Below are 25,251 nucleotides of genomic sequence, written 5' to 3'. Positions count from 1 at the left end.
CATGGCCAAAGACAAAATAATCGTCAAAGGAGCTAGGGTGCACAACCTAAAAAACATTGATGCAGCTATTCCCAGGGACAAGTTTGTGGTGATTACCGGCCTCAGCGGGTCCGGGAAATCGTCCCTGGCTTTTGACACCATATATGCTGAGGGACAGAGGAGGTATGTGGAGTCTCTTTCGGCTTATGCCAGGCAGTTCTTGGGCCAAATGGACAAACCTGATGTGGACTACATTGAAGGTTTGTCTCCGGCAATTTCAATTGACCAGAGGACTACCAGCCGTAATCCGCGTTCCACGGTAGGAACTGTGACGGAGATTTATGATTACCTGAGGCTGCTCTTTGCCAGAATTGGCCATCCTCACTGCCCACAGTGCGGCAGGCCGATATCCCAACAAACAGTTGAACAGATTGTCGATAATTTGCTGGGGCTGCCTGAGGGGACAAAAATCCAGGTACTGGCACCATTGGTGAAAGGCCGTAAAGGTGAGCATGCCAAAGTTTTTGAAGATATCCGTAAAAACGGTTATGTGCGGGTACGCGTAGATGGGGAAATATTTGAGGTTGCTGATGATATTAAGCTGGATAAGAACAAAAAACACTCCATTGAGGCAGTTATTGACCGGATTATAATTCGTCCCGACGGGGGAACCCGGTTGGCTGATTCTTTGGAACTGGCCCTCAAATTGTCGGGTGGAACAGTCTTGGTTAACGTTATCGGCGGGGAGGAATTGGTTTTCAGCCAGAACTTCGCATGTGCCGAATGTGGTATCAGTATGGAAGAAATATCCCCAAGAATGTTCTCTTTTAACAACCCGTATGGAGCCTGCCCTGAATGCAGTGGATTAGGCACCAAAATGGAGATAGACCCTGACCTGGTTATTCCTGACAGGACTAAATCCATTGTTCAGGGTGCTTTGGTACCGTGGAGCTCCAATGCTGCTTGGTATTTCCAGTCACTTGAGAGCTTGGGAAAGGCCTATGGTTTTGATGTTTATACACCTATTTGTGAACTTACGGAAAATCAGTTAAATGCTATTTTATTCGGCACGGGAAATACAAAAATAAATTACCGTTATGAAAAAGAGGGGAGAAGCCAGTTTTTTAACGCTCCATTTGAGGGCATTGTCAACAACCTTTCCCGCAGGCATAAAGAGACAAACTCCGAGTGGATGAGAGAAGAAATTGAGTCATATATGAGTACACATCCTTGTCCTGAGTGTAAAGGCGCCAGGCTGAAGCCGGAAACATTGGCGGTAAAAGTCGGGGACAAATCGATATATGAGGTTACTAGGCTGACGGTACAGGAAGCCCTTGAATTTTTTAATGGTTTAGTGTTTTCCGAACGCGAGAGTATTATCAGCCGCCAGGTTATGAAAGAAATTAAAGAGCGGCTAGGTTTTTTGGTCAATGTGGGATTGGACTATTTGACCCTTGATAGGGCGGCAGGGACATTGTCAGGTGGGGAATCCCAGCGTATCAGACTGGCTACCCAGATTGGTTCCAGTCTCGTAGGAGTACTCTATATTCTTGATGAGCCTAGTATCGGCTTACATCAGAGGGATAACAGGAGATTGATTCAAACCCTGGAACACCTGCGTGACCTGGGAAACACCCTTATCGTTGTCGAACATGATGAGGAGACTATGTTGGCTGCGGATCATATCATCGATATCGGACCAGGTGCCGGTGAGAATGGGGGACATATAGTTGCCGAAGGAACCCTGAGGGACATTATTGCTGAGAAAAATTCAGTAACTGGGCAGTACCTTAGCGGTAAAAAGAGGATTCCTGTACCTTTGTCCAGGAGTAAACCAAATGGCAACTGGCTGGAGATTGTTAATGCCAGTGAGAATAACTTGAAAAATATAGATGTAAGTATTCCCCTTGGGGTATTTGTATGTGTGACGGGCGTTTCCGGGAGTGGGAAGAGTACTTTGGTTAACGAGATTTTGTATAAGAAACTGGCCCATGACCTGCACGGAGCCAAGGCCAAGCCAGGGGGCCATTTAGAAATCAGGGGACTGAAATATCTGGACAAGGTAATCAATATAGACCAGTCACCTATTGGGCGGACTCCGCGTTCTAACCCGGCTACTTACACCGGGGTATTTGACGGAATCAGAGAGATATTTTCCCAGATTCAGGAAGCCAAGATGCGCGGGTATAAGCCGGGGCGGTTCAGTTTCAATGTCAGGGGCGGGCGCTGTGAGGCATGCCGTGGTGATGGGATTATCAAGATTGAGATGCATTTTCTCCCTGATGTTTATGTCCCCTGTGAAGTATGTAAGGGTAAACGATATAACAGAGAGACCCTGGAAGTAAAATATAAGGGCAAAACTATTTCAGATGTCCTGGACATGATAGTTGATGAAGCTGCGGACTTCTTCAAAAACATTCCTAAAATATATCGCAAGTTGAAAACCATTCAGGATGTCGGGCTGGGTTATATCAGGCTGGGCCAGCCGGCAACAACCTTGTCGGGCGGTGAGGCCCAACGCGTCAAACTGGCTACAGAACTGAGCCGGAGGAGCAATGGAAAAACTCTCTATATCCTTGATGAGCCTACAACGGGACTGCACATAGCTGATATTCACAAGCTCCTTGGTGTTCTGAACCGCTTGGTGGAAGCAGGGGATACGGTATTGGTAATTGAGCATAACCTTGATGTCATCAAGACTGCAGATTACTTGATTGACTTAGGACCTGAAGGCGGTGACAGGGGAGGGACCTTGGTAGCTTCGGGAACTCCGGAAGAAGTCGCCTCTGTGCCCGAATCATATACGGGGCAGTTTTTGAAACAGATGTTGGAGCGGGAAAAAACCTTAGTGGTTAATGGGGTGTGAACAAAATGGATTTGGCGGATAAGCTTAAGTACTTGCCCCAGGCTCCGGGAGTTTATATCATGAAAAATAGTTCTGGGGCAATAATCTATGTAGGTAAGGCCTTATCCCTGAAAAACCGGGTCAGGTCTTATTTCCAGATATCCCGGAATCATAGCCCAAAGGTAACCAATCTTGTAAGCCAGGTAGCTGATATTGAATATATCCTTACCGACTCTGAAGTTGAGGCCCTAATTCTGGAATGCAACTTGATTAAGAAACACCGCCCCAGGTATAATGTGAGATTAGCTGATGATAAGAGCTATCCTTATGTGAAGGTAACTCTGAGTGAGGATTATCCCAGGGTATTTATAACCAGGAAGGTAATCCGGGACGGGTCCCGCTATTACGGCCCTTACACAGATGCCGGAGCGCTAAGGGAAACCCTTAGGTTGCTGAAAAAGGTATTTCCTTTAAGGCAGTGCCGTCAGAAGTCGCTTAATAGACAGAAAAGACCCTGTCTTAATTATCATATCAAGCGCTGTCTTGCTCCCTGCCAGGGAGAGGTCGGCAGGGAAAAGTACCTGGAAATGATAAAAAATGTTTGCCTTTTTCTTGAGGGCAGGCATGAGGAGTTGGTAAAAACCCTCTCTGTAAGGATGGCGGATGCTGCGGAAAATCTGGATTTTGAGCAGGCAGCGGAGCTAAGGGACAGAATAAGGGATATTGAGAAGGTTGTTGAAAAACAGAAGATAGTTTCTGCTGACCATGTTGATCAGGATGTTGTTGCCCTAGCCAGGGAGGGCGAGCTTTCTGCTGTGGCAGTGTTCTTCATCAGGGGTGGCAAGCTGATGGGTAGGGAACACTTCATCATTGATGAAACCTCCGAAATGGCAGATAATGAAATCCTGACATCTTTCGTAAAACAGTATTACATCCAGGTAGAGTATGTGCCTAGGGATATACTGCTTCCCGTTGAATTGACAGAGATCGGGGTTATTAATAAGTGGCTGGAGGAAAAGAAATCCGGCCGGGTCTATATTAAGGTTCCACAACGTGGCGAAAAGGCCAGGCTGGTTGAAATGGCCCAGAAGAATGCGGCAGAAGAACTGGTACAGCACCGCACTCGGGAAGAACAGGCCCGCACCAAACTGGAAGGAGCCCTCCTGGGGCTTAAGGATTACCTGGGACTTTCCAGGATTCCTTTGAGGATCGAGTGTTATGATATTTCAAACATTCAAGGAACAGAGCCGGTTGGGTCTATGGTCGTTTTTGTGGGGGGGAAACCAAGGAACGACCTCTATCGCCGTTTTCGCATCAAAACTGTTGAAGGGCCCAATGACTTTGCCAGCATGCAGGAGGTTATCAGAAGGAGGTTTGCCAGGGGAACTAAAGAAATTGATGAAATTGCTGCAGGAAGGCTGGATAGTGAAAAGGCCAAATTTGCCGAAATGCCTGATCTGGTCATTATTGACGGGGGCAAGGGACAGTTGAGTGCTGCCCGGGAAGTTATGAAGGAACTAGATGTTAATTCTATTGCCATATACGGCCTCGCCAAGGAGCATGAGCACCTGTTTGGTGGGGACAGTCCGGACCCGGTTATACTCCCGAGCAATTCTGAAAGCCTTTATCTGGTCCAGCGCATCAGGGATGAGGCCCACCGGTTTGCCATTATATATCACCGCAAGCTGAGGGGAAAACGCTCCTTAAAATCGGTTCTGGATGATATTCCGGGCGTTGGCCCCAAAAGACGCAAGGCCTTGGTAGAACACTTCCGGTCTATGGCCAGCCTGAAAAATGCGGCAGTTGACCAGCTTGCAGAGGTGCCGGGGATGACCCGTTCAGTGGCGGAGGCGGTTTACGAATTTTTTCAGCAGGAAGAAAATTGATTTTTGTGGTATTATATAAGTAAAATGGAAGGGGGTTATAAAATGAAGGGTTTGATTATACGTTGGGTATTGAATGCGCTGGCGCTGCTGGTGACGGCCTGGCTGATACCGGGAATTGGGCTGGCTGGATTCGGAGCAGCTTTAGTTACTGCCCTGATACTGGGTATTGTGAATGCCATAATCCGACCGGTAATCTTGTTTTTTACTCTGCCTTTTAACATTGTCACCCTCGGGCTCTTCACATTGGTAATAAATGCAGTAATGCTCATGATAACCGCATATTTAGTAGACGGTTTTTCAGTCTCCGGTTTTTGGGCTGCATTTTTTGGCTCAATCATAATTACTATTATTAGTGGTATATTAAGCCGTGCTGTTATTGATGACTAAAGCTTAAGCAGATACTAATAATTGTTGCGGAGGTTTCCTATGCCGGGATTCAGACTTATTGCTGCTGACCTTGATGATACTCTGTTGGATGATAACCTGCAAGTTTCTCCCAGAACAGTAAAGGCATTGAAGAAGGCTTTAGAAATGGGATGTGTGGTTACTATAGCAACAGGCAGGATGTTTCGTTCGGCCCGTCAGATTGCCCTTGATTTAGGAATAATAGAGGCCCCTATTATCACCTACCTGGGGGCATTGGTGAAAAACGCCCGTTCCGAAGAGGCACTGGCAGAAACACCGGTGCCTTTCGATTTGGCAGAATTTATGCACCCACAGGCAACCAAGAAAAATGCACTTCACAATTTGGCCCGGAGTCTTGGTATCCCAAGGGAGAAAATTATTGCTTTCGGGGACAGTTATAATGACTTAGATATGATACAGTACGCCGGTATGGGTGTATCAAAAGTTTTGGAGCGCTTTTTGGAGTAGGTTATAGGAGGATACGGAAGTGAGCGGAGGGAAACGTAGAATATTGGTCATTATTGGGGCAATACTGCTTTTTGTCGTATTGGCATGCCTTGGGATAGCTGCTTTTACCGTTGGCCAGGCAAAAAAACAATTTAACCGGGAGCGGGTTATTTTCGTTTTGGAAGACCCTGCCGGTGATGATTATGGGCCGGGTACTTATAAGTACCCTACGGATTCAATTTTTGACCCTAAGAAAGAACATTTTGATTTGCAGAAGTTTTCAGTTTCCACCATAAGGGATTTATATCATTTTGATTTGGTTTTTCCCAGGGTAACCAATCCTTGGGGCGCCTCGGAAGGGTTTAGCCATACAATGGCACAGATATACATATCAGATGACCCGGACAACGGCAGAATTGAGACATTTAAAGAAGGTGCCAATGTTATTTTTGACCCTCACCACCCGTGGCAATATTTTATTAAGGCAGTCAGTTTTAACAAGACTGCTGTATATCATGCCGGTGATTATGCCGGAGCTGGGGGCAGGAACAGCGGAGTTAAGGCAAAGCTTCAGCCTGATGGCAGAACCGTAAGGGTAACCGTACCTAAAGGACTGCTGCCAGGAGACCCGTATAACTGGCGCTATTATGTTATTATTGGTTCTCAGGACGGATTGGGACCGGACAATTTCCGAAAAGTGAATACCACTGTCGAACGCTGGGTATTTGGCGGAGGTACGGATACGGATTATGACCCTAATATTATTGACCTCCTGGCTTACCCAGGAAAGCAGGAAAAGCTGCTGGGCTCTTATGATGCTTCTCGGAGGCAGCAGGCAGTAATAGAATCCGTAGGGCCCTCAAAAATCACGCCAACCCGGTGGGAGAAAATGTTGGATAAGGTTATAGTGTTTATGCAAAGAATGAAGGTAAAGCTTTAGAAGGGGGCTGCATAGTGAAACCGCTAATTAATAATGCAATTATCGGAAATGGAAGAATACTGGCGGCGCTTGGTTCTAAAGGCGAGCTGCAAAGGTTTTTCTGGCCGCAGATAGATAATGCCCAGCATATTAACCATACCTGGGCGGCGATTTTATCCCCGGCGTTTGGCGACCGGGCAGTCAGGCTTGACGATGAGGGGAACTGGGTTTATTCTCAGGAATATTTAGATAATACGGGAATTTTGCAAACAACAGCAAGGTCGAACCGGGCCGGATTGGAGGTTGAATTTCTTGACTTTGCTTGTCCTGAACAGGATATTATCTGCCGCTGTTTTGAGATAAAAAACTGTTCGGACAGGCCCTTGCCGGTGGTTTTTATTGTTTATACATCCATGCACATTAATGAGAGCACACAGTATAATTCTACGATGTTTGACAATGACAGGGATATTTTATTTCATTATCGTCAGGACATCTGGCTTGCTATTGCCGGTGACAGGGAAACTGACAAATACCAGTGCGGCATAGAAAATAATTATGCTTTGTCGGTTAATTTTGACGGCAACAGTGTGGCTTTATCTCCTGATGCTTGCCAGTCTTGGAACCTAAAAGTACTGGAACCAGGGCAGGCCGTGAATTTGGCGGTCTTTATCACTGCCGGGCATAATAGGCAGGAGGCAGAGGGTAAAATAATATATGCCCGGAACTGCGGGTGGAACAATTTACTGCAAGAAACGACAAAGTTTTGGGAACATTATCTGGGGCAGGCATATATTCCTCCAGGTATCGGTCCTGAAGTGATAAAATTGTACCTGCGCTCGATAATGGTATGCCGGCTTTTGATGAACCGGGATACCGGGGGAATTATTGCGGCACCGGAATTTGATGAACATTATACTCGGAGCGGCGGTTATGCATATGTTTGGGGGCGGGATGCGGCCATTATAGCCCATGCCATGCTAAAGGCGGGATATCCAGGTTATGCCAGGGATTTCTACCTATGGGCAGCAAGGAATCAGAATCCTTCCGGTGAATGGCCCCAGAGACAGTATACCTCCGGGCAGTTGGCCCCAGGCTGGGGGGACCAGATTGATTCGACGGGAGCAGTGATATGGGGAATTTATCAGTATTGTAAAGAAACATGGGATAACGATTTTTTGGGGGAAGTTTGGCCTGCAGTAATGCGGGCGGCAGAGTTTTTACAGAAGTGGGCGACTGATGAATCAGATTTTTCCTTAAAGTCATGGGACCTTTGGGAAGAACGCTTCGGCGAGCATGCCTATTCATGTGCCGCTGTCTATGGCGGACTTAAGTCAGCAGGATTACTGGCCAAAACGTTTGGAGAATTTGATTTAGCTCTTAAGTGGCTGGAAACGGCAAAGGTCTTTAGGGAGAAAATGGTGAAATATTTTTGGGATTCGGGGCTGGATAGATTTATCAGGTCCGGATGGATGGCAGTCAGGCGGGACGAATTTAAATATAGAAAAGATAACGGGTTAAGGGTCAGAGAAGTAGTTGGTTCCAAGGGATATATTTCCTATGAGTACTTTGGAGATGATACAGCTGATGCCAGTCTTTTGGGGTTGTCGGTGCCTTTTGGAATGCTCCTGCCCGAAGATACTAAAATGGTTAAAACAGTGGAACACCTGGAGAATGCTCTGGTAAACCATGGTGTAGGCGGTATCAAGAGATATGCAACCGACGGATATATTGGGGGCAACCCCTGGGTATTAGCGACACTATGGCTGGGTATGTACCATGGGTCTAGGGGGAGCTGGGAAAAAGCTGCCGGGATTGTCCACTGGACTCTGGGGCGCCGGACCTCACTCGGCTTTCTTCCAGAACAAGTGGACCGCAATACCGGACAGACTGCCTGGGTTGTGCCCCTTGCATGGTCCCATGCTATGTTTTTACTTCTTGTGGATATGTTTGCATCTTCCGGGCAGGCTTTACATTTAGGCTGGTAAATTAACACGGGTCAGGTTTGACTCTGATAGGAGGGCGAATGATGATTATTGGTTGTCATGAACTGGGTGATTATGCCAGCAATGTTGGCAGGCAGTGGCTGGTTGCTAACGGATTGGGTGGTTTTGCATCATCAACTGTTGTTGGCTCAAACACCAGCAAGTATCATGGGCTGCTCTTTGCATCTCTGAAACCTCCTGTTGAGAGGACCCTGCTCTTAGCCAAACTTGAGGAAGAAGTGGAGCTGGAAGGAGAAACTTATTTGTTAGGCTGCAATCAGACGGGGACAGGTGTATATCCGGAAGGGCATAATCATCTGCAGGGTTTTGAATTACGGCCTTTTCCCACATATATTTATGCATTTAAAAATATAATTCTGGAAAAAACGGTCTTTATGGTTCGTGACGCAAATATTACTATTATTAGATATACTATGTATACAGGCAGCAATGCCGCGGTAAGGGTTAGGGTAACCCCTTTTGTTAATTGCCGCCATTATCACCATACCATGCAAAAAAACGATTGGCCTTTCAGCCAGGAAACAGATCAGCGGTCTGTTGTCATTGAGGCCTATCAGGGAGCGCCAAAACTACGGCTATATTCAGACCGGGCATTATATAACAGAGGACCGGGGTACTGGTTTGAGGGGATGTTTTATGCCCAGGAGGAAGAACGAGGGCTGAACCCCTGGGAAGACCATTATATGCCGGGTAATTTTGAAATTGAGGTATCTAACGGAGAATCATTTAGTATAATTGCTGCGGTGGCAGGAGAAAGAGATATCTCTAATCCGCTTCTGGAACAGGTGAGCGCCGAACGCCGCCTTGCCGCACTTGTTGAAGAACTGGGATTTCATGAGGAGTTTGTTAACCGGCTTGTCCTCGCTGCAGATACATTTATTGTCCGGAGAGAGTCAACGGGGGCCGGGACTGTGATTGCCGGATACCCATGGTTTACCGATTGGGGCCGGGATACAATGATAGCTCTACCGGGGTTAACCTTGGTAACCGGGAGGTTTGCAGAGGCCAGGGAGATTCTGCAGACTTTTGCCAACTACTGTGCCGGCGGTCTTATTCCCAACATGTTTCCCGACCAGGGGGGAGCGCCGTTATATAATACGGTTGATGCCTCATTGTGGTTTTTTCACTCTGTTTACAAGTACCTTCAATATACCGGGGACCATGAGTTCATCAAAAAAGAGATTTACCCGGTACTCAGGGAAATTATCAGAAATTATCGCCAGGGTACGGATTTTAATATCGGTATGGATGATGACGGTCTGATTTTTGCTGGGGAACAAGGACAGCAGCTTACTTGGATGGATGCTAAAATTGGTGACTGGGTAGTAACCCCAAGACACGGTAAACCGGTGGAAATTAATGCTCTCTGGTATAATGCTCTTCAAGTAATAACTAGGCTGGCCGGAAAATATCGTGATAATAATAATGATCTTGATAGCTTGGCTGCAGTAGTGAGGAATAATTTTATAAACCGGTTCTGGAATCCCGAAAAAAAACGCCTTTATGATCTGGTTAACGGCAGCAGCAGGGATGAATCAATCCGGCCCAACCAGATTTTTGCGGTATCCCTCCCGTTCTCGCCACTGGATCATGGGAAACAGGTCCATGTGGTAAACACAGTATGGCGTGAGCTCTATTTCTCCTATGGGCTGAGAAGTTTAGCACCTACTGATAGCGAATATCACGGGAAATACCAGGGTGATGTTGTGCGGAGGGATTCGGCTTATCACAGGGGAACTGGGTGGGGCTGGCTGGCTGGTCCGTTTATAACTGCCTTCCGTAAGGTTCATGACTATTCACATGAAAGCAAGGTAATTGCGGAACGGTTTATTGCCCCTTTTAAGGCCCACTTGAGGGAACATGGTGTCGGTTCGATATCCGAGGTGTTTGACGGAGACCCCCCGCATCTCCCCAGGGGCTGTTTTTCCCAGGCATGGAGTGTTGCCGAAGTACTTCGTGCTTATGTTGAAGATATACTCATGAGCGTACCGAACAAAGGGGGAAAAAACTTATGAATAACCTAAATGACTTGAACAATCTTGAAACTGTTAAAGCCAATGACCCCGGTGGAATGCTGGATGCATTGTGGCAAATGCCGGAACAGTGTGAGGAAGCCTTGGCAATAGGAAGGAAAATTGAGATGCCTTCCGATTATGCCGCCAATGTTTCCAACATAGTTGTCACAGGCCTGGGAGGATCAGCTATCGGGGGTGATTTCCTGCGCCTTTATGTGACTAATAAACTAGTGATACCTGTAATTGTTAATCGTGACTATAACCTGCCCGCATTTGTAGACAGCAAAACCTTGCTGTTTGCCGTGAGTTACTCCGGGAATACAGAGGAAACCATAAGTGCTTATATCCAGGCAAGGGAGAAGGGAGCCAGGATAGTGGCCCTTACCAATGGGGGGAAACTACGCCAGATGGCTGAGGCAGACGGTTATCCGGTGATAGTTGTACCTGCCGGGATATCTCCCAGGGCCGCGACCGGCTACCTCTTGATTCCTACACTTACAGTATTGGAAAAACTAGGCTTAATCAGCGGTCTGGCAGTTGAACTGGAAGAATTGACGCGCATTCTCAGGTCACTCAGGGAACAGCTAAGACCTGAAACCCCGGTTAAGCAGAATATTGCCAAACAAATAGCAGCCAGATTTTACCGGAAAATACCTATAATCTGGGGGGCCGGTGGTGGTACCGAGGTAGTTGCCATGAGGTGGAAGGGCCAGGTAAATGAAAATGGGAAGGCTCCAGCTTATTGGAATGTTTTCCCTGAACTAAATCATAATGAGATTGTAGGTTTTGAAGAACCTGCCGCACTCTTGGGACAGCTGGAAATTGTAATTCTTAGGGATAGCGAAGACCATCCCCGGGTACAGAAACGTATGGATATCAGTAAAGATATTGTCAAAGGCGTGGTCGGCGGGGTCGCCGAAGTGTGGTCCCAGGGCGAAGGGCGCCTGTCCAGGTTGTTTTCTCTAACATATATAGGGGATTATGTCAGTGTTTACCTGGCTGCCTTGTATGGCATTGACCCAACGCCAGTGAAAAATATTGACTACCTGAAGGGAAAACTGGCTGAAAGTTGAGGTGAATTGTTATTAAACTAGAACTCAAAGCGGACTTACATATACATTCTGTTGCGAGCGGACATGCTTACAGTACTATAGGAGAAATAGCAGCTGCAGCCAAGGAAAGGGGCCTGCAAATGGTAGCTATTACTGACCACGGGCCGGCGATGCCCGGAGCCCCTCATCATTACCATTTTGGAAACTTGAGGGTACTGCCTGCGGAAATTGGAGGGGTCATGGTTCTCAAAGGCGTTGAGGCCAATATCATTAATGACAAAGGAGACCTTGACCTGGATAAGTATTATCTGGAGAGGCTGGATATAGTTCTGGCAGGCTTTCACACCGGATGTTTTAAATCTTCAGATATGGAGGATTGTACCAGGGCCATGCTCAATCTCATGGAAAACCCCATTGTGGATATTATTGTCCATCCAGGCAATCCAGAATTTCCGTTGAATTATGAGGCAGTAGTCAGTAAAGCGGCTGAAAAAGGAATCCCTCTGGAGATAAATAACAGTTCATTTTGCGGCAGCCGCAGGGGCAGTTACGACAACTGCTCCAGCATAGCACGGATGATTGCAGCATATGGTGGCCCTGTGGTTATAGGGAGTGATGCTCACTTTGCTGCAGATGTAGGCATGTTTGACCTTGCCGTGGAGACGGTGATAGCGGCAGGCATCAGTGAGGAACAGGTGTTAAACACTTCTGTGGAGAAAGTGGTGACTTACCTGAGAAGGAAGAAAACCAATAAAGGTGATGCCATTGAATAATGAATGTGTGATTGGAATTGACCTGGGAGGCACAAACATAAAGGGAGCCTTGCTGGACCTAAACGGCGAAATTATCGAAAAAAAGGAGACTCCCACCTTGTCAGATGCGGGGCCTGAAGCTGTTGTCAACAGGATTGGCGGAATGATAACAGAACTTGAAGATTTGGCGAGACGCACAGGTAATCGAGTTGCCGGTGTAGGTATAGGTGTTCCCGGACAGCCTGAGCGTGAAAAAGGAGAGGTTATTTTTGCTCCAAACCTCTACTGGAGAAATGTGCCTTTAGCTAAATACCTCTACAGGAATACCGGTTTGCCTATTTTTCTGGAAAATGACGCTAATGTAGCTGCTTTGGGTGAACACTGGCGCGGTGCCGGGCGAGGTTCAGTAAACATGGTTATGGTGACCATAGGGACAGGCATAGGCAGTGGCATTATCCTCAATGGGCAGTTGTATACGGGTGCAAGCGGGGCAGCCGGAGAACTGGGTCATGTTGTTATTGAGTCTGACGGGCCACAGTGCAGTTGCGGCCGCCGGGGCTGCCTGGAAACCCTTACTTCGGCAACCGCTATGGTCAGGATGGCTCGGGAAGCAATGGACAGTGGCATAAAGACCGTACTTTCCAAGGAGGAGAACCTGGAAGCCAAGGATATTATTATGGCTGCCAGGGACGGAGACCGGCTGGCACTTGAAATAGCTGAAAAGTCAGCATATTACCTGGGAATTGGGCTGGGTAATATTATTAACATACTTAACCCGGATACTATTGTCATTGGAGGCGGTGTTTCCGGAGCCGGGCATTTGTTTTTAGACCCCCTCTGCCGGGCTGCCAGGGATAACTGTCTGGAGACTGCAGGCAGTATTGTCCGGATAGCAGCCGCTCAACTGGGGAATGATGCCGGATTTGTAGGGGCTGCGAAACTTGTGTTAGAGGTTAATTAAAAGAGGTGTTTTTTGTGGAATTTTTTGCTGATTGGCACACTCATTCCAAATACAGTGACGGAAAGGGTACAATTGCCGAAAATGCAGAGGCGGCTCTGGCCATAGGGCTGAGCGAGCTGGCTATAACTGACCATGGACCGGGAAATATCGGGACTGGGGTAAAAGACGGTGGAACATATTTTCAAATTATTGATGAGGTCAGGGATGTTGCCAAAAGATATCCCGGACTTACCTTGAAGGTGGGAGCAGAAGCAGATATTACAAGCAGTGACGGTTCTATAGATATTCCACGGGAGGTCTGGGACAAGCTGGATATCCTGATTGTCGGTTTACACCCTTACGTAGTCCCTGCTTCGCTGGAAGGGCTCTGGTCGGTAGTAGGAATTAACCAGTTGGCAGGTATCAGCAGGGGGGTTCGCGAAAAAGCCCGTATTAGCAATACTAAAGCCCTTAAGGAAGCAGTGTTCAGGCATGAGGTCGACTTTATCAGCCATCCGAATCTGAAAATGCCGGTTGACATAAGTGAATTATCTGCAGCCTGTGCTGCCAGTGATACGGCTATTGAAATTAATACAGGCCATCACTATGACAAAGACGACATTGTGAGAACAGCGATGAAAACAGGGGTCAATTTCGTTGTTTGCAGTGATGCTCATTTTCCTGCATCAATTGGGGAATTGCAGGAGGGAGCCGTTGTCTTAGAAAAGTTTGGGGTACCTGAGGAGAGAGTATTAAATGCGGTTTTGAAGGAAAAACGGTTTTCCCGGCGAAATAATTAGTAACCGGTATTATGGGGTGGAGAAATGAATGAAATCAAATTTGTAATTGTTACAGGGCTGTCCGGAGCAGGGAAAACCCAGGCCATTCAGTGTCTGGAAGACCTTGGGTTCTTTTGTGTGGATAATCTTCCCCCTACGCTGATTCCCAAATTTGCGGAACTTTGTGCACAATCGGAAGGGAAAATAAATAAAATAGCATTAGTAGTTGATATCAGGGGTGGCGGATTTTTTGATGCTGTTTATGATTCCCTGGAGAATCTTAAATCACTGGGCATCAGGTGTGAAATTCTTTTTCTGGATGCATCTGACGAGACCCTGGTGAGGAGGTTCAAAGAGTCTCGGAGGCGTCATCCTTTGGGAGCCCAAGGCAGGGTCCTGGATGGTATCAGAGAAGAGCGGCTTAAGCTTGAGGAAATGAAGGGGAAAGCCAGCAAGGTAATAGATACTTCTAATCTTACCAACAAGCAGCTCAAGGAACAAATAACCCTGCTCTATGGATTGGATAATGAGGAATATAATCTTAATATAGATGTAATGTCTTTTGGCTACAAGTATGGCATTCCTATGGATGCAGACCTTGTATTTGATGTCAGGTTCTTGCCTAATCCGCATTATATTAAAGAATTGAGACCTCTGACCGGTAATGATATTGAGGTTCAGGAGTACGTGTTTGATTCTCCTGTTAGTAAGACTTTCATGAAGAAATTTTCAGGACTAATCGAATTTCTGATTCCCCATTATATCAATGAAGGGAAAACCAGCTTAGTTATAGCCATCGGCTGTACAGGCGGGCAGCACCGTTCGGTTACTCTTGTCAATAAGCTGTATAAATTCCTGAAAACCAGTAATTATATGGTTAATAAGAGACACCGTGACCTGGAGAAAAACATGTCAGGGGTGTAATTAATGCATAGATTTAAATGGCTGTACCCTGGTTTGTGTGTTAAGCGTTGGATGGCCCTGGCTTTTGCGGGGGCATTCTGTTTTGGCATCGGGATAATACTGGTAACAAATAAATTAGATCACATCCTACGGGGCTCTCCTCTGGAAACAGGGCTCCTTCTTCTTGCGGTAGGAGCTTTTATGGTATGTATAGGGACACGGAATACCCTGCATTCTATAATTAGGGCACTGGCCCCAGGGAAAGAGGAAGATGTTGCCGACATTATTTATCGCAAACATTATCTGAAGCGGGGTCCTAAGGTTGTTGTGGTTGGCGGTGGGACCGGCCTGTCGGCGCTGCTGCGGGGAATGAAAAAATTCACCAGCAATATTACAGCTATCGTTACTGTTGCTGACGATGGTGGCAGTTCAGGAAAATTGGCCGGAGAATTTGGAATACTGCCTCCGGGCGATATCAGGAACTGCCTAGTTGCCCTGGCAGACAAGGAGACATTGATGGAAGACCTGTTTCAGCACCGGTTTTCCAATGGTTATGGCTTAGCGGGACATAGTATGGGAAACCTGCTGCTGACTGCAATGACCCAGGTTGTAGGGGATTTTGGGACAGCAGTAAGGGAGATGAGCAAGGTATTAGCAGTCAGGGGTCAGGTTTTGCCTGCTACACTGAAGAACTGCAGCTTGTGTGCTGAACTTGAGGATGGCAGTATTATTGAGGGTGAATCGAAAATACCGCGCACAGGCAAAAAGATTAAGCGGGTATTTCTGAAACCGGGTGATTGTGATCCTGTTCCGGAGGCATTCCAGGCCATAGCCGATGCCGATCTGATCGTTCTTGGCCCGGGAAGCCTGTATACCAGTGTTATCCCGAACCTTTTAATCCGGGGGATGGCGGAGGCTATAGCTGCTTCCCCGGCAGTGACGGTTTATGCATGCAATATCATGACACAGCCGGGTGAGACCGAAGGTTATACAGCTTCAGACCATATTAGGGCCATTCACCGCCATGCCGGGTCAGGGCTGATTGATTATGCTATTGTTAATGTCCAGGAAATTCCCCGGAAACTTCTGCGGAAATATCAAAAGGACGGCGCTGTTCCGGTTAAGGCAGACATGAAGCAGATCGAAGAAATGAAAGTAAGGTCAATAAAGAAGGACCTGGTGTTTGAGAGTGACTTGGTACGCCATGACCCGGTTAAACTGGCCGAATCTGTGATGGGTCTTATCGGCGATTTGGGGCTGGGCCAGGAAAAATCTTTGCTGCCCGGGCTGTTTCATGTTAGGCAGAAGGTCAAAGGCATGTGAACATTTGCGCATAAAAAGCTCCTCCGGAGGCAGACTAATACTGATAAGGAGGAGGTGAGACAAATTGGCTAAAATAAAAAGCAGAATATTTCCGGCTGTGGTTTTACTGGTTGCTATAATTGTATTGGGTGGCTGTACGACCCAGAAAAAACCCCTTCCGAGCACCCCAAAAAGCACTGCTGAGACAAAAGATTTAGCTGCAGACATTAATAAAATTGCCATGTCTGTTCAGGGAGTTGAAAAATCATATTCGGTAGTAGTTGGTAATGTTGCATTGATAGGGATTGATATTGATAAGGACCAACAGGAACCGGGTATAAGCAATATCAAGAACAGAGTTGCCGAAAAAGCAGAGGCTGATGCCCGTATAGTCAGGGCATATGTTTCATCTGATCCGGATACTACAGCAAGGATTAAGGAACTGGCAGATAATGTGAGGAAAGGCAGACCAGTAACTGAGGATTTAGACGAAATCGGAGAAATAATCCAGCGGTTGACACCCCAAACTGACTAGTGACTTTAGACAAGGCCTGACTGTACATTGTTTATACAGTTGGGCCTTAACTGTTCGATTTTGTTACAGTATGTTATAATTTTACTAAAAGGTTATAACTAAGACCGGAGGGGCGTCAGGATGTCTTTTTCCACAGATACCAAAAATGAATTGGCTCGTATTTTGGCTCAAAAACGTTGCTGCCAGACTGCTGAACTGGCTGCCTTGGTCAAAATGGACGGACTCATTCAGATAAGCGGCCGGCACCGGATTTCATTGCATCTGATTACAGAAAGCGCAGCAGTTGCCCGTAAATTAATTACATATTTGAAAAATCTCTTTGCAGTCAAAACAGACATCCTAATTAAAAAGAAAAATAAGTTAAAAAAGAACAATATCTATTTGGTTAGGATGCTGACCCAGGATGATGTAGTTACAGTACTCCATGCCCTTGGAATGCTTGATGACAAGGGTCGGCTTTCGGATGACATTAAACCTGACCTGTTAAAAAAGGAATGCTGCCGGAGGTCGTATCTTCGAGGGATTTTTCTCGGCGGTGGTTCAGTGAGTGACCCTGAGGGGAACTACCATCTAGAGATACTTGTTAATAACGAAGAATTTAGCCAGGTATTATGCAGTATTCTGAAACGGTATAAACTGGCGGCAGGAATTAACAAGAGGAAAAACTGGGATGTTGTTTACTTAAAGGGCAGTGAGGATATCATTAAGCTGCTTAACTTGATGGGAGCTCACGGGGCTTTGCTAAATTTTGAAAATGTTAGGATTTATAAAGACGTCAGAAATCAAGTTAACCGCCTGGTTAATTGTGAAACTGCTAATCTTAATAAAACCGTTAATGCCGCTGTCAGGCAGGTTGAGGATATCAGGCTGATTGACAGGGTAATTGGCCTGTCTAAGCTGCCTGACATTCTTAGGTCAATAGCAGAATACCGCCTCACTTATCCTGATATCAGTCTTAAGGAACTTGGAGAGATGCTGGAACCCAAAATAGGAAAATCAGGAGTAAACCACCGGATGAGGAGAATACAGGAAATTGCAGAAAAAATTAGAGAAAGCATGAAAGCTGAATAAGGACATATTTTACTCGCATAATATTATATTAACCGAAAAAGGGAAAATAGCTGGGGTTGCAGAAACTATACTTAACGTATTAATTGATTAGGGAGTGGCATTTATGCGTATGGGGTTTGGGCTCTACCAGGAGCAAACACAAAAGCTTATAATGACTCCTGAACTTAGGCTGGCAATAAAAATTTTGCAGTTATCGACCGTTGAACTTACAGAGCTTATTGAAAATGAATTGGTGGAGAACCCATTGTTGGAAATTGCTGAATCTGCTGCAGATACGGTTGATGTCGCCGATGCTGCGGCTGACACCCAAAATGAGAAATCTACCGAACAGGAATTGGCAGACCAAATGGAAAAAGTGGATATTGACTGGGATCAGTATTTTAATGATAAAGCCGGTAGCTTGAATGACTTTACACCCAGCTATCAGGAGGAACCCCCGCGTTTCGAAAATATTATTGCGGAATTTCCGACCCTGCAAGGGTACTTAATGTTTCAACTGGCATTCAGCCCCTTGAATGTGGAAGAAAAATTAGTGGGGGAATTCTTTATCGGAAACATTGATGATAATGGATATCTGCATTGTTCCGTGGAGGAGGCTGCGGTCAAATGCAGTGTTCCTAATAATATAGCTGAAAAGGTCCTCGAAATTATTCAGGGCATGGAGCCTCCTGGAATTGGGGCCAGGAACCTTGAGGAGTGCTTGTTGATTCAGTATGTCCAGCTTGAACTTAAAAATAAGTTGCTTAAGGAAATTATCACCAATTACCTGCATGAAATTGCTGCCGGAAAAATCATGAAAGTTGCTAAAAAACTTGGTGTTCAGCTGCATCGGGTTCAGGAGGCGTTGGACCTTCTGAAATTACTTGAGCCTAAGCCGGGGAGGATATTTTCACCTGCTGACAGAACCCGGTACATTACTCCTGATGTTGTTGTGGAAAAGGTGGATAATGAATATATAATCCTTGTAAATGATGTTTCAGCCCCACGTCTGTCAGTTAGTGACGCATATAAAAATATAGTGAGGGGAAACAATACTGACCAGGAAAGCCGTAAATATGTTGAGGAAAAGCTTAACTCTGCCGTATGGTTGATAAGAAGTATTGAACAGCGCCGGGAAATGCTTTATAAGGTTTCCCGCTGTATAGTAGATTACCAGCGGGACTTTTTTGACAGGGGAGTAAAGTACTTGAAAAGCATGAACCTGAGAAATGTGGCTGAAACCTTGGATATACACGAATCCACAGTAAGCAGGGCTACTGCCGGAAAGTATATGCAGACTCCGCGAGGCTTATTTGAGATGAAGTTTTTCTTTTCCAGCGGTGTCTCCAACATTTATGGAACATCAACTTCTGCAGAGGCTGTGAAAAAATTAATTAAGGAATTGGTGGAGGCAGAAGACCAGTATAAACCTATGAGTGACCAGAGAATCGCAGAGAACATTCAGGCAAAGGGAGTCAATATTTCCAGGCGTACTGTAGCCAAATACCGGGATGAAATTGGTATTTTACCGACTTCTCAAAGGAGAAGGTACAAAAAATAATATAGTCAGAAATAATTTTTGTTTGAAAAAAGGATTTTATTTAAAAACGTAGAACAATATATCGAATTAGGCAAAAAATGGGCTTCTTTATTGGCTTACCGGGACATATAATTATGTAGCGGGACATTAAGTGACCCGCTGCGGGAGGCTGGAGAACCTGATGAAAGATATTATAACCCTGCAGCAAAAGATAGTTCCTGAATTAATAGAACTTATTGAAAGAAGATATACTATACTGCGACATGTATCTCATTCACAGCCTGTTGGCAGGCGCGTTTTGGCACATGACCTTAGGCTTGGTGAACGAATTGTCCGTTCGGAACTTGATTTTCTAAAGGGGCAGGGCCTTTTGGAAGGTGATTTATCAGGTGTAAAACTTACTGGTGACGGGGAACTGATGATTCATGAGCTCTCAGACTTCATAAAAGACCTGAGAGGCTTGGTTGATATTGAAAACAGTTTAAGAGAGCGCCTGGGCTTGAAACAGGCAATAGTTGTTCCGGGAGATTCGGATTCGGACGAATCTGTAAAAAAGGAACTTGGCAGGGTTGCATCGCGCCATTTGCTGGGAGTACTGAAAGAAGGCAGTATTATCGCGGTAACAGGTGGAACTACGGTCGGAGAGGTGGCTAATGCCGTGCCGATATCGTACAATCCCAGGGACCTGTTGCTTGTTCCTGCCCGGGGAGGTTTAGGGGAGGAAGTAGAGATTCAGGCAAATACCATTGCGGCAAAAATTGCCAAAAGGTTAAAGGCCCAGTACCGGTTGCTCCATGTTCCGGACAATATCGGTGAAGATGCTATGAATTCTTTAAACAGAGACCCCCATATAAAAGATATTATTAAGACTATTAAATCTGCCGATATTCTTGTACATGGAATCGGCAATGCCAGGGAAATTTCAGCCAATCGGGACGATTCTCCTGAAAAGACAAAGTGGCTGATAGATTCCGGTTCTGTGGGGGAGGCCTTCGGGCATTATTTTGCTAAAAACGGAACCATAATCTGGACAATACACAGTCTGGGGATACGTCTTAATGACCTTAAAAAGATTGACCATGTAATCGGAGTTGCCGGTGGCAGAAAAAAGGCGGCGGCAATCCTGGCGGTTTGTTCCAGCGGCAGCGAAACTGTTCTGGTGACGGACGAAGGTGCTGGAAGAGCCATGCTGGAACAGTTGAATGAAGTTGAAATTAATTGAGGAGGAGATTATATGAGTATTAAAGTAGGAATCAATGGATTTGGACGTATTGGAAGGTTGGTTTTCAGAGCAGCATTAAATAACCCTGAAATTGACATCATTGCTGTAAATGACCTTACAGATGCTAAAACGCTTGCTCATCTTCTGAAATATGATTCGGTACACGGGATATTTCCGGCAGATGTTAAAGCAGGGGAAGGAACCATATTAGTTAATGGCAGAGAAATAAAAATTACTGCTGAGAAGGATCCTGGTCAACTGCCTTGGAAAGAATTGGGGGTCCAGGTTGTTGTGGAATCAACAGGGAGGTTTACCAAGCGTGCCGATGCTGCCAGGCATTTAGATGCAGGAGCTGCCAAAGTAATAATATCAGCACCTGCAAAGGAAGAGGATATTACCATAGTAATGGGTGTTAATGAAGAAAAGTATGATCCGGCTAAGCATCATATTATTTCAAATGCATCTTGTACTACGAACTGTTTGGCGCCCTTTGCCAAGATTTTGCACGAAAAATTCGGAATCGTTAAGGGCCTGATGACAACTATTCATGCTTATACTAATGATCAGCAGATTCTGGACCTTCCCCACAAAGACCTTCGCCGGGCAAGGGCGGCCGGAATGTCTATGATTCCTACCACAACCGGAGCTGCCAAAGCAGTGGCATTGGTTTTGCCGGAATTAAAAGGTAAGCTAAATGGTTTTGCTATCAGGGTGCCAACCCCTAATGTTTCAGTTGTAGATTTAGTTGCTGAGCTTGCAGTGCCAACCAGTGCAGAGGAAGTTAATGCATTTTTTAAAGCCGCGGCTGAAAATGAACTAAAGGGGATATTAGAATACTGTGAGGAGCCCCTGGTTTCTAAGGATTTTAACGGGAATTCCCATTCATCTATTGTAGATGCTCTCTCTACTATGGTTATAGAAGGCAATATGGTAAAGGTGCTTTCGTGGTATGACAACGAATGGGGTTATTCCAACAGGGTAGTCGATCTTATTGGTTATATTATCGGCAAGGGGTTATAAAATATTAAAAATTTGATAGGAATAGGGAGGTAAAGTATTAATGCAGGTTAAAACAATCAAAGAAATGAACGTACAAGGGAAAAGAGTATTTGTCAGAGTAGATTTTAATGTACCTCTCAATGAAGATAGGGCAATTACGGATGATACCAAAATCAGGGCGGCTGTTCCTACGATAAAGTATCTTATAGAGCACGGTGCCAAACTAATCCTGGCTTCACACCTGGGACGGCCAAAGGGCCAGGCTGTTGAAAAATTTTCTCTGGCTCCCGCAGCTAAGAGGCTTGAAGAAATTCTCGGCCAAAGAGTGGTTTTTGTCCGGGACTGTGTCGGTGAAGAACCTCGAAAAGTGATTGCTAAGATGAACAACGGGGATGTAGCGCTTCTGGAAAATCTCAGGTTTCATGCGGGTGAAGAGAAAAATGACCCGGGCTTTGTCAGGGAGTTAGCGGCACTGGCTGATATATTTGTAAATGACGCTTTTGGTACAGCTCATAGGGCTCATGCTTCAACTGCAGGTATTGCAAATATGCTTCCTGGCGCCGTGGGATTCCTTATGGAAAAAGAAATTGAACACCTAGGCAAGGCGTTACGGAATCCGGTAAGACCATTTGCTGCTATTGTCGGGGGTGCAAAGGTCTCCGACAAGATTGGGGTTCTTGAGAATCTCCTTGACAAGGTGGATACTCTGATTATCGGAGGGGGTATGGCTAATACCTTTCTGAGGGCTCAGGGTTATGACATGGGGAATTCGTTGGTAGAGGAAGACAAGGTTGGACTAGTTAAAAAAATTATTGAAAAGGCTGAAGAAAAAAATATCAAATTACTGCTTCCGGTTGACCTGACAGCAGCGGAAAGTATTTCAGCAGATTCACCTTACATGGTTGTAAGTGTAGATAAGGTTCCGGGAGGATGGTCTGCAGTTGATATTGGACCTGAGAGTTCCAGGATATTTGCCGATGCTGCAAGAGATTCCGGTACCATTATTTGGAATGGTCCTATGGGAGTATTTGAGATAGCGTCCTTTGCCAAAGGCACAGAAGCTTTGGCTAAAGCAGTTGGTGAATCTGATGGCATATCAATAGTTGGCGGTGGTGATTCGGTTGCCGCAGTTAAGAAGATGGGTGTGGCTCAGAAAATCAGCCATATATCAACAGGCGGCGGGGCCTCACTGGAGTTTTTGGAAGGCAAGGAATTGCCGGGAATTAAGGCTTTGGGAAAAGTGGCAGTTATGTAACAGTGATGAGGAGGTGGCAGGTTTGCGTAAGCCATTAATAGCTGGTAACTGGAAAATGAATAAAACTATTGAAGAGGCTATTTTATTGGTTAGTGAATTGGGAATGCTGGTTGATGATGTGATTGATAGAGAGGTTGTAGTTTGCCCGTCCTTTTTAGCACTGGATGCGGCAATAGAGGCTGGGGTAGGGTCAATAATTTCCTTCGGTGCCCAAAACATGTACTGGGAAGAAAAGGGAGCTTTTACCGGTGAGATTTCTCCGAAAATGCTGCAGGATATGGGATGCAGTTATGTAATTATTGGTCATTCGGAACGCCGTGAGTATTTCGGGGAAACAGATGAGACGGTTAATAAAAAGCTGCAGGCTGCACTCGGTTATGAGCTTATACCAATAGTTTGTGTTGGTGAAAAGCTGGAGGACAGGGAAAAGGGAATTACCGAGGATGTCATCAGAAAGCAGGTTGAAGCTGGATTGTTAGGAATTGATAAGGAACAAGCAGCAACCTTGGTTGTTGCCTATGAGCCGGTTTGGGCTATCGGTACGGGAAAAACCGCATCAGATAAGGATGCCCAGAAGGTAGTAAGTTTTATTAGGCAGTTGATTGCCGATATGTATGGGAAAGAGGCTGCCGACAGGGTGCGCATACTGTATGGTGGAAGCATCAAGCCGGAAAATATTGCCGACTTAATGCGACAGCCCGATATTGACGGTGCCCTGGTCGGCGGAGCCAGCCTTGATGCAAAAGTATTTGCCTCTATAGTAAAATATAAAGATTAAAAGACGATTGCAGCAGGTTCGGCATATAACTTTGTTGATTGAGAAGGATGTGATATTGTGCCGGCTGTTGGAAAACCATTGATGCTGATGATTTTAGACGGATGGGGAATAAGTGAAGGGGAAAAGGGAAATGCTCTCAAACAGGCTCATACCCCTTATTATAATGAACTTTTGGAGACATATCCGCATACTTTACTGAGTGCATGTGGTGAAGACGTGGGTCTGCCTGAAGGACAAATGGGCAATTCGGAAGTGGGACACCTTAATATAGGCTCAGGGCGAGTGGTTTACCAAGACCTTACCCGCATTACAAAAGCTATTCGCGAAGGGGACTTTTTTACAAACGGGGTTCTCCTTGAGGGTGTCAATAATGCCAAGAATAATGACAATGCCCTGCATCTGGTGGGTTTGCTTTCCGATGGCGGAGTGCACAGTCATATCAGCCATCTTTTTGCCCTTCTGGAAATTGCTAAACAGCAAGGGCTGCAGAATGTTTATGTTCATGCAATTCTTGACGGGCGAGATGTTCCTCCTGCTAATGCCAGGGAATATATAGATGCCCTGCAAAACAAATTTATTGAACTGGGCCTTGGTGCTATTGCTACTGCCATAGGGCGTTATTATGCTATGGACCGGGACAAGAGGTGGGACCGGGTTGAAAAGGCATATAACGCTATGGTTTATGGAGAAGGAGAAAAGGCTACCCTGGCGTCAGGAGCAGTTGCCAGGTCATACGAAAAAGGTGACACAGATGAATTTATATTTCCGACAGTGATTATCAAGAAGACCGGAGAACCGGTTGCCACTATCAAAGACGGGGATACGGTTATCTTTTATAATTTTCGTCCTGACAGGGCCAGGGAGATTACACGTGCATTTATTGACGATGATTTTTCCGGTTTCACAAGAAAACAGGGCTGCCCGCAGGTACATTTTGTGTGCATGACTCAGTATGACAAAACAATAGAGGCCCCGGTAGCCTTTAAGCCGCAAGTTCTGGAAAATACCCTTGGTGAGTACTTGAGCAAAAAAGGAATCAGACAGCTTAGAATAGCGGAAACCGAAAAGTATGCCCATGTTACATTCTTCTTTAATGGGGGAGTTGAGCCTCCAAATCAGGGAGAAGAGAGGATTTTGATTCCCTCACCTAAAGTGCCGACATATGACCTTAAGCCTGAAATGAGTGCTTATGAGGTTACCGAGGCGGTTTTAAACGAAATTGAAGCTGAAAAGCACGATGTTATTATACTTAATTTTGCCAATCCAGATATGGTTGGCCATACAGGTATCATGGATGCGGCAATAAAAGCGGTTGAGGTAATTGATGACTGTATGTCCAGAATAGTTGAAACTATAAAAAAGAAGAACGGTATTGTCCTAATAACAGCAGATCATGGGAATGTAGAACAAATGACCGCTGCTGAGACTGAACAGCCGCATACCGCTCATACTATAAACAGTGTTCCTTTAATCTATGTTGACAATGCAAACCGGAAAGCCGGTATGAAGCTTGGAAGGCTCGAGGATGTAGCCCCAACCATACTGGGATTGCTTGGCCTTGAGAAGCCCGCAGAGATGACTGGAGAATCGTTAATTTATTAGTAGTTGACAGTTAATAGAGATGGTGTTATTAAAATGGAGG

The 25,251-nt window shown here is 45.7% G+C and carries 21 protein-coding genes; all 21 read left to right on the top strand.

All coding sequences use genetic code 11. The features are described from left to right. Position 1: 1 nt before the first annotated feature. The 21 genes from uvrA (at position 2) to gpmI (ending at position 25,211) form a co-directional block, all read left to right on the top strand. Positions 2-2,845 (top strand): excinuclease ABC subunit UvrA, encoded by a 2,844-nt coding sequence (gene uvrA, locus ABFY19_RS12520; RefSeq protein ID WP_418790979.1) that lies wholly within the window; start codon positions 2-4, stop codon positions 2,843-2,845. A gap of 5 nt (positions 2,846-2,850) precedes the next feature. Continuing rightward, entirely contained in the window at positions 2,851-4,710 is a 1,860-nt protein-coding gene (gene uvrC / locus ABFY19_RS12515) for an excinuclease ABC subunit UvrC (RefSeq protein WP_418790978.1), read from the top strand. A gap of 42 nt (positions 4,711-4,752) precedes the next feature. Then, on the top strand, positions 4,753-5,097 hold the full coding sequence (locus ABFY19_RS12510) for a phage holin family protein (RefSeq protein WP_418790977.1): 345 nt from the start codon (positions 4,753-4,755) through the stop codon (positions 5,095-5,097). A 39-nt stretch (positions 5,098-5,136) separates the two neighbouring features. Continuing rightward, complete coding sequence (locus ABFY19_RS12505) at positions 5,137-5,583, top strand: HAD family hydrolase (RefSeq protein WP_418790976.1); 447 nt, start codon at positions 5,137-5,139, stop codon at positions 5,581-5,583. A 19-nt stretch (positions 5,584-5,602) separates the two neighbouring features. After that, positions 5,603-6,502 (top strand): glucodextranase DOMON-like domain-containing protein, encoded by a 900-nt coding sequence (locus ABFY19_RS12500; protein WP_418790975.1) that lies wholly within the window; start codon positions 5,603-5,605, stop codon positions 6,500-6,502. 14 nt (positions 6,503-6,516) lie between these two features. Further along, entirely contained in the window at positions 6,517-8,469 is a 1,953-nt protein-coding gene (locus ABFY19_RS12495; protein WP_418790974.1) for a glycoside hydrolase family 15 protein, read from the top strand. A 38-nt stretch (positions 8,470-8,507) separates the two neighbouring features. Continuing rightward, positions 8,508-10,502 (top strand): amylo-alpha-1,6-glucosidase, encoded by a 1,995-nt coding sequence (locus ABFY19_RS12490; protein ID WP_418790973.1) that lies wholly within the window; start codon positions 8,508-8,510, stop codon positions 10,500-10,502. Beyond that, complete coding sequence (locus ABFY19_RS12485; RefSeq protein WP_418790972.1) at positions 10,499-11,575, top strand: bifunctional phosphoglucose/phosphomannose isomerase; 1,077 nt, start codon at positions 10,499-10,501, stop codon at positions 11,573-11,575. Before ABFY19_RS12490 ends, ABFY19_RS12485 begins: the two co-directional genes overlap by 4 nt. A gap of 5 nt (positions 11,576-11,580) precedes the next feature. Further along, positions 11,581-12,327 carry a phosphatase gene (locus ABFY19_RS12480; protein WP_418792606.1) on the top strand — a complete coding sequence of 249 codons (747 nt, stop codon included), beginning with the start codon at positions 11,581-11,583 and terminating at the stop codon, positions 12,325-12,327. Further along, positions 12,320-13,267 carry an ROK family protein gene (locus tag ABFY19_RS12475; protein ID WP_418790971.1) on the top strand — a complete coding sequence of 316 codons (948 nt, stop codon included), beginning with the start codon at positions 12,320-12,322 and terminating at the stop codon, positions 13,265-13,267. Before ABFY19_RS12480 ends, ABFY19_RS12475 begins: the two co-directional genes overlap by 8 nt. 14 nt (positions 13,268-13,281) lie before the next feature. After that, on the top strand, positions 13,282-14,046 hold the full coding sequence (locus ABFY19_RS12470) for a PHP domain-containing protein (protein ID WP_418790970.1): 765 nt from the start codon (positions 13,282-13,284) through the stop codon (positions 14,044-14,046). Positions 14,047-14,070: 24 nt separating this feature from the next. Continuing rightward, a complete protein-coding gene (rapZ, locus tag ABFY19_RS12465) occupies positions 14,071-14,949 on the top strand; it encodes an RNase adapter RapZ (RefSeq protein WP_418790969.1) in 879 nt (292 codons plus the stop codon). A 3-nt stretch (positions 14,950-14,952) separates the two neighbouring features. Next, positions 14,953-16,251: a gluconeogenesis factor YvcK family protein gene (locus tag ABFY19_RS12460; protein WP_418790968.1), complete on the top strand. Its 1,299-nt coding sequence runs from the start codon at positions 14,953-14,955 to the stop codon at positions 16,249-16,251. A gap of 64 nt (positions 16,252-16,315) precedes the next feature. Then, the gene (locus tag ABFY19_RS12455; RefSeq protein ID WP_418790967.1) at positions 16,316-16,765 is read left to right on the top strand and encodes a YhcN/YlaJ family sporulation lipoprotein; all 450 of its coding nucleotides are present in this window, start codon (positions 16,316-16,318) and stop codon (positions 16,763-16,765) included. A 120-nt stretch (positions 16,766-16,885) separates the two neighbouring features. Further along, a complete protein-coding gene (gene whiA, locus ABFY19_RS12450) occupies positions 16,886-17,836 on the top strand; it encodes a DNA-binding protein WhiA (RefSeq protein ID WP_418790966.1) in 951 nt (316 codons plus the stop codon). Positions 17,837-17,939: 103 nt separating this feature from the next. Next, the gene (rpoN, locus tag ABFY19_RS12445) at positions 17,940-19,376 is read left to right on the top strand and encodes an RNA polymerase factor sigma-54 (RefSeq protein ID WP_418790965.1); all 1,437 of its coding nucleotides are present in this window, start codon (positions 17,940-17,942) and stop codon (positions 19,374-19,376) included. Between the two features lie 160 nt (positions 19,377-19,536). Beyond that, positions 19,537-20,577: a sugar-binding transcriptional regulator gene (locus tag ABFY19_RS12440; protein ID WP_418790964.1), complete on the top strand. Its 1,041-nt coding sequence runs from the start codon at positions 19,537-19,539 to the stop codon at positions 20,575-20,577. Positions 20,578-20,589: 12 nt separating this feature from the next. After that, on the top strand, positions 20,590-21,597 hold the full coding sequence (gap, locus tag ABFY19_RS12435) for a type I glyceraldehyde-3-phosphate dehydrogenase (protein WP_418790963.1): 1,008 nt from the start codon (positions 20,590-20,592) through the stop codon (positions 21,595-21,597). 40 nt (positions 21,598-21,637) lie between these two features. Continuing rightward, a complete protein-coding gene (locus tag ABFY19_RS12430; protein WP_418790962.1) occupies positions 21,638-22,831 on the top strand; it encodes a phosphoglycerate kinase in 1,194 nt (397 codons plus the stop codon). Between the two features lie 22 nt (positions 22,832-22,853). Next, positions 22,854-23,609 (top strand): triose-phosphate isomerase, encoded by a 756-nt coding sequence (gene tpiA, locus ABFY19_RS12425; protein ID WP_418790961.1) that lies wholly within the window; start codon positions 22,854-22,856, stop codon positions 23,607-23,609. A gap of 81 nt (positions 23,610-23,690) precedes the next feature. Continuing rightward, on the top strand, positions 23,691-25,211 hold the full coding sequence (gene gpmI, locus ABFY19_RS12420) for a 2,3-bisphosphoglycerate-independent phosphoglycerate mutase (protein WP_418792605.1): 1,521 nt from the start codon (positions 23,691-23,693) through the stop codon (positions 25,209-25,211). The last annotated feature ends 40 nt before the right edge of the window (positions 25,212-25,251 follow it).

The organism is Phosphitispora sp. TUW77 (assembly GCF_048453025.1).
Classification (GTDB): domain Bacteria; phylum Bacillota; class Thermincolia; order Thermincolales; family UBA2595; genus Phosphitispora.
This window is presented reverse-complemented; position numbering and strand designations above follow the sequence as displayed.

What these genes read in the sequence shown, in the direction of transcription:
- uvrA (WP_418790979.1), top strand. Translation starts at nt 2, where the DNA reads ATGGCCAAAGACAAAATAATCGTCAAAGGAGCTAGGGTGCACAACCTA.
- uvrC (WP_418790978.1), top strand. Translation starts at nt 2,851, where the DNA reads ATGGATTTGGCGGATAAGCTTAAGTACTTGCCCCAGGCTCCGGGAGTT.
- ABFY19_RS12510 (WP_418790977.1), top strand. Translation starts at nt 4,753, where the DNA reads ATGAAGGGTTTGATTATACGTTGGGTATTGAATGCGCTGGCGCTGCTG.
- ABFY19_RS12505 (WP_418790976.1), top strand. Translation starts at nt 5,137, where the DNA reads ATGCCGGGATTCAGACTTATTGCTGCTGACCTTGATGATACTCTGTTG.
- ABFY19_RS12490 (WP_418790973.1), top strand. Translation starts at nt 8,508, where the DNA reads ATGATGATTATTGGTTGTCATGAACTGGGTGATTATGCCAGCAATGTT.
- ABFY19_RS12485 (WP_418790972.1), top strand. Translation starts at nt 10,499, where the DNA reads ATGAATAACCTAAATGACTTGAACAATCTTGAAACTGTTAAAGCCAAT.
- rapZ (WP_418790969.1), top strand. Translation starts at nt 14,071, where the DNA reads ATGAATGAAATCAAATTTGTAATTGTTACAGGGCTGTCCGGAGCAGGG.
- ABFY19_RS12460 (WP_418790968.1), top strand. Translation starts at nt 14,953, where the DNA reads ATGCATAGATTTAAATGGCTGTACCCTGGTTTGTGTGTTAAGCGTTGG.
- whiA (WP_418790966.1), top strand. Translation starts at nt 16,886, where the DNA reads ATGTCTTTTTCCACAGATACCAAAAATGAATTGGCTCGTATTTTGGCT.
- rpoN (WP_418790965.1), top strand. Translation starts at nt 17,940, where the DNA reads ATGCGTATGGGGTTTGGGCTCTACCAGGAGCAAACACAAAAGCTTATA.
- ABFY19_RS12440 (WP_418790964.1), top strand. Translation starts at nt 19,537, where the DNA reads ATGAAAGATATTATAACCCTGCAGCAAAAGATAGTTCCTGAATTAATA.
- gap (WP_418790963.1), top strand. Translation starts at nt 20,590, where the DNA reads ATGAGTATTAAAGTAGGAATCAATGGATTTGGACGTATTGGAAGGTTG.
- ABFY19_RS12430 (WP_418790962.1), top strand. Translation starts at nt 21,638, where the DNA reads ATGCAGGTTAAAACAATCAAAGAAATGAACGTACAAGGGAAAAGAGTA.
- gpmI (WP_418792605.1), top strand. Translation starts at nt 23,691, where the DNA reads ATGCTGATGATTTTAGACGGATGGGGAATAAGTGAAGGGGAAAAGGGA.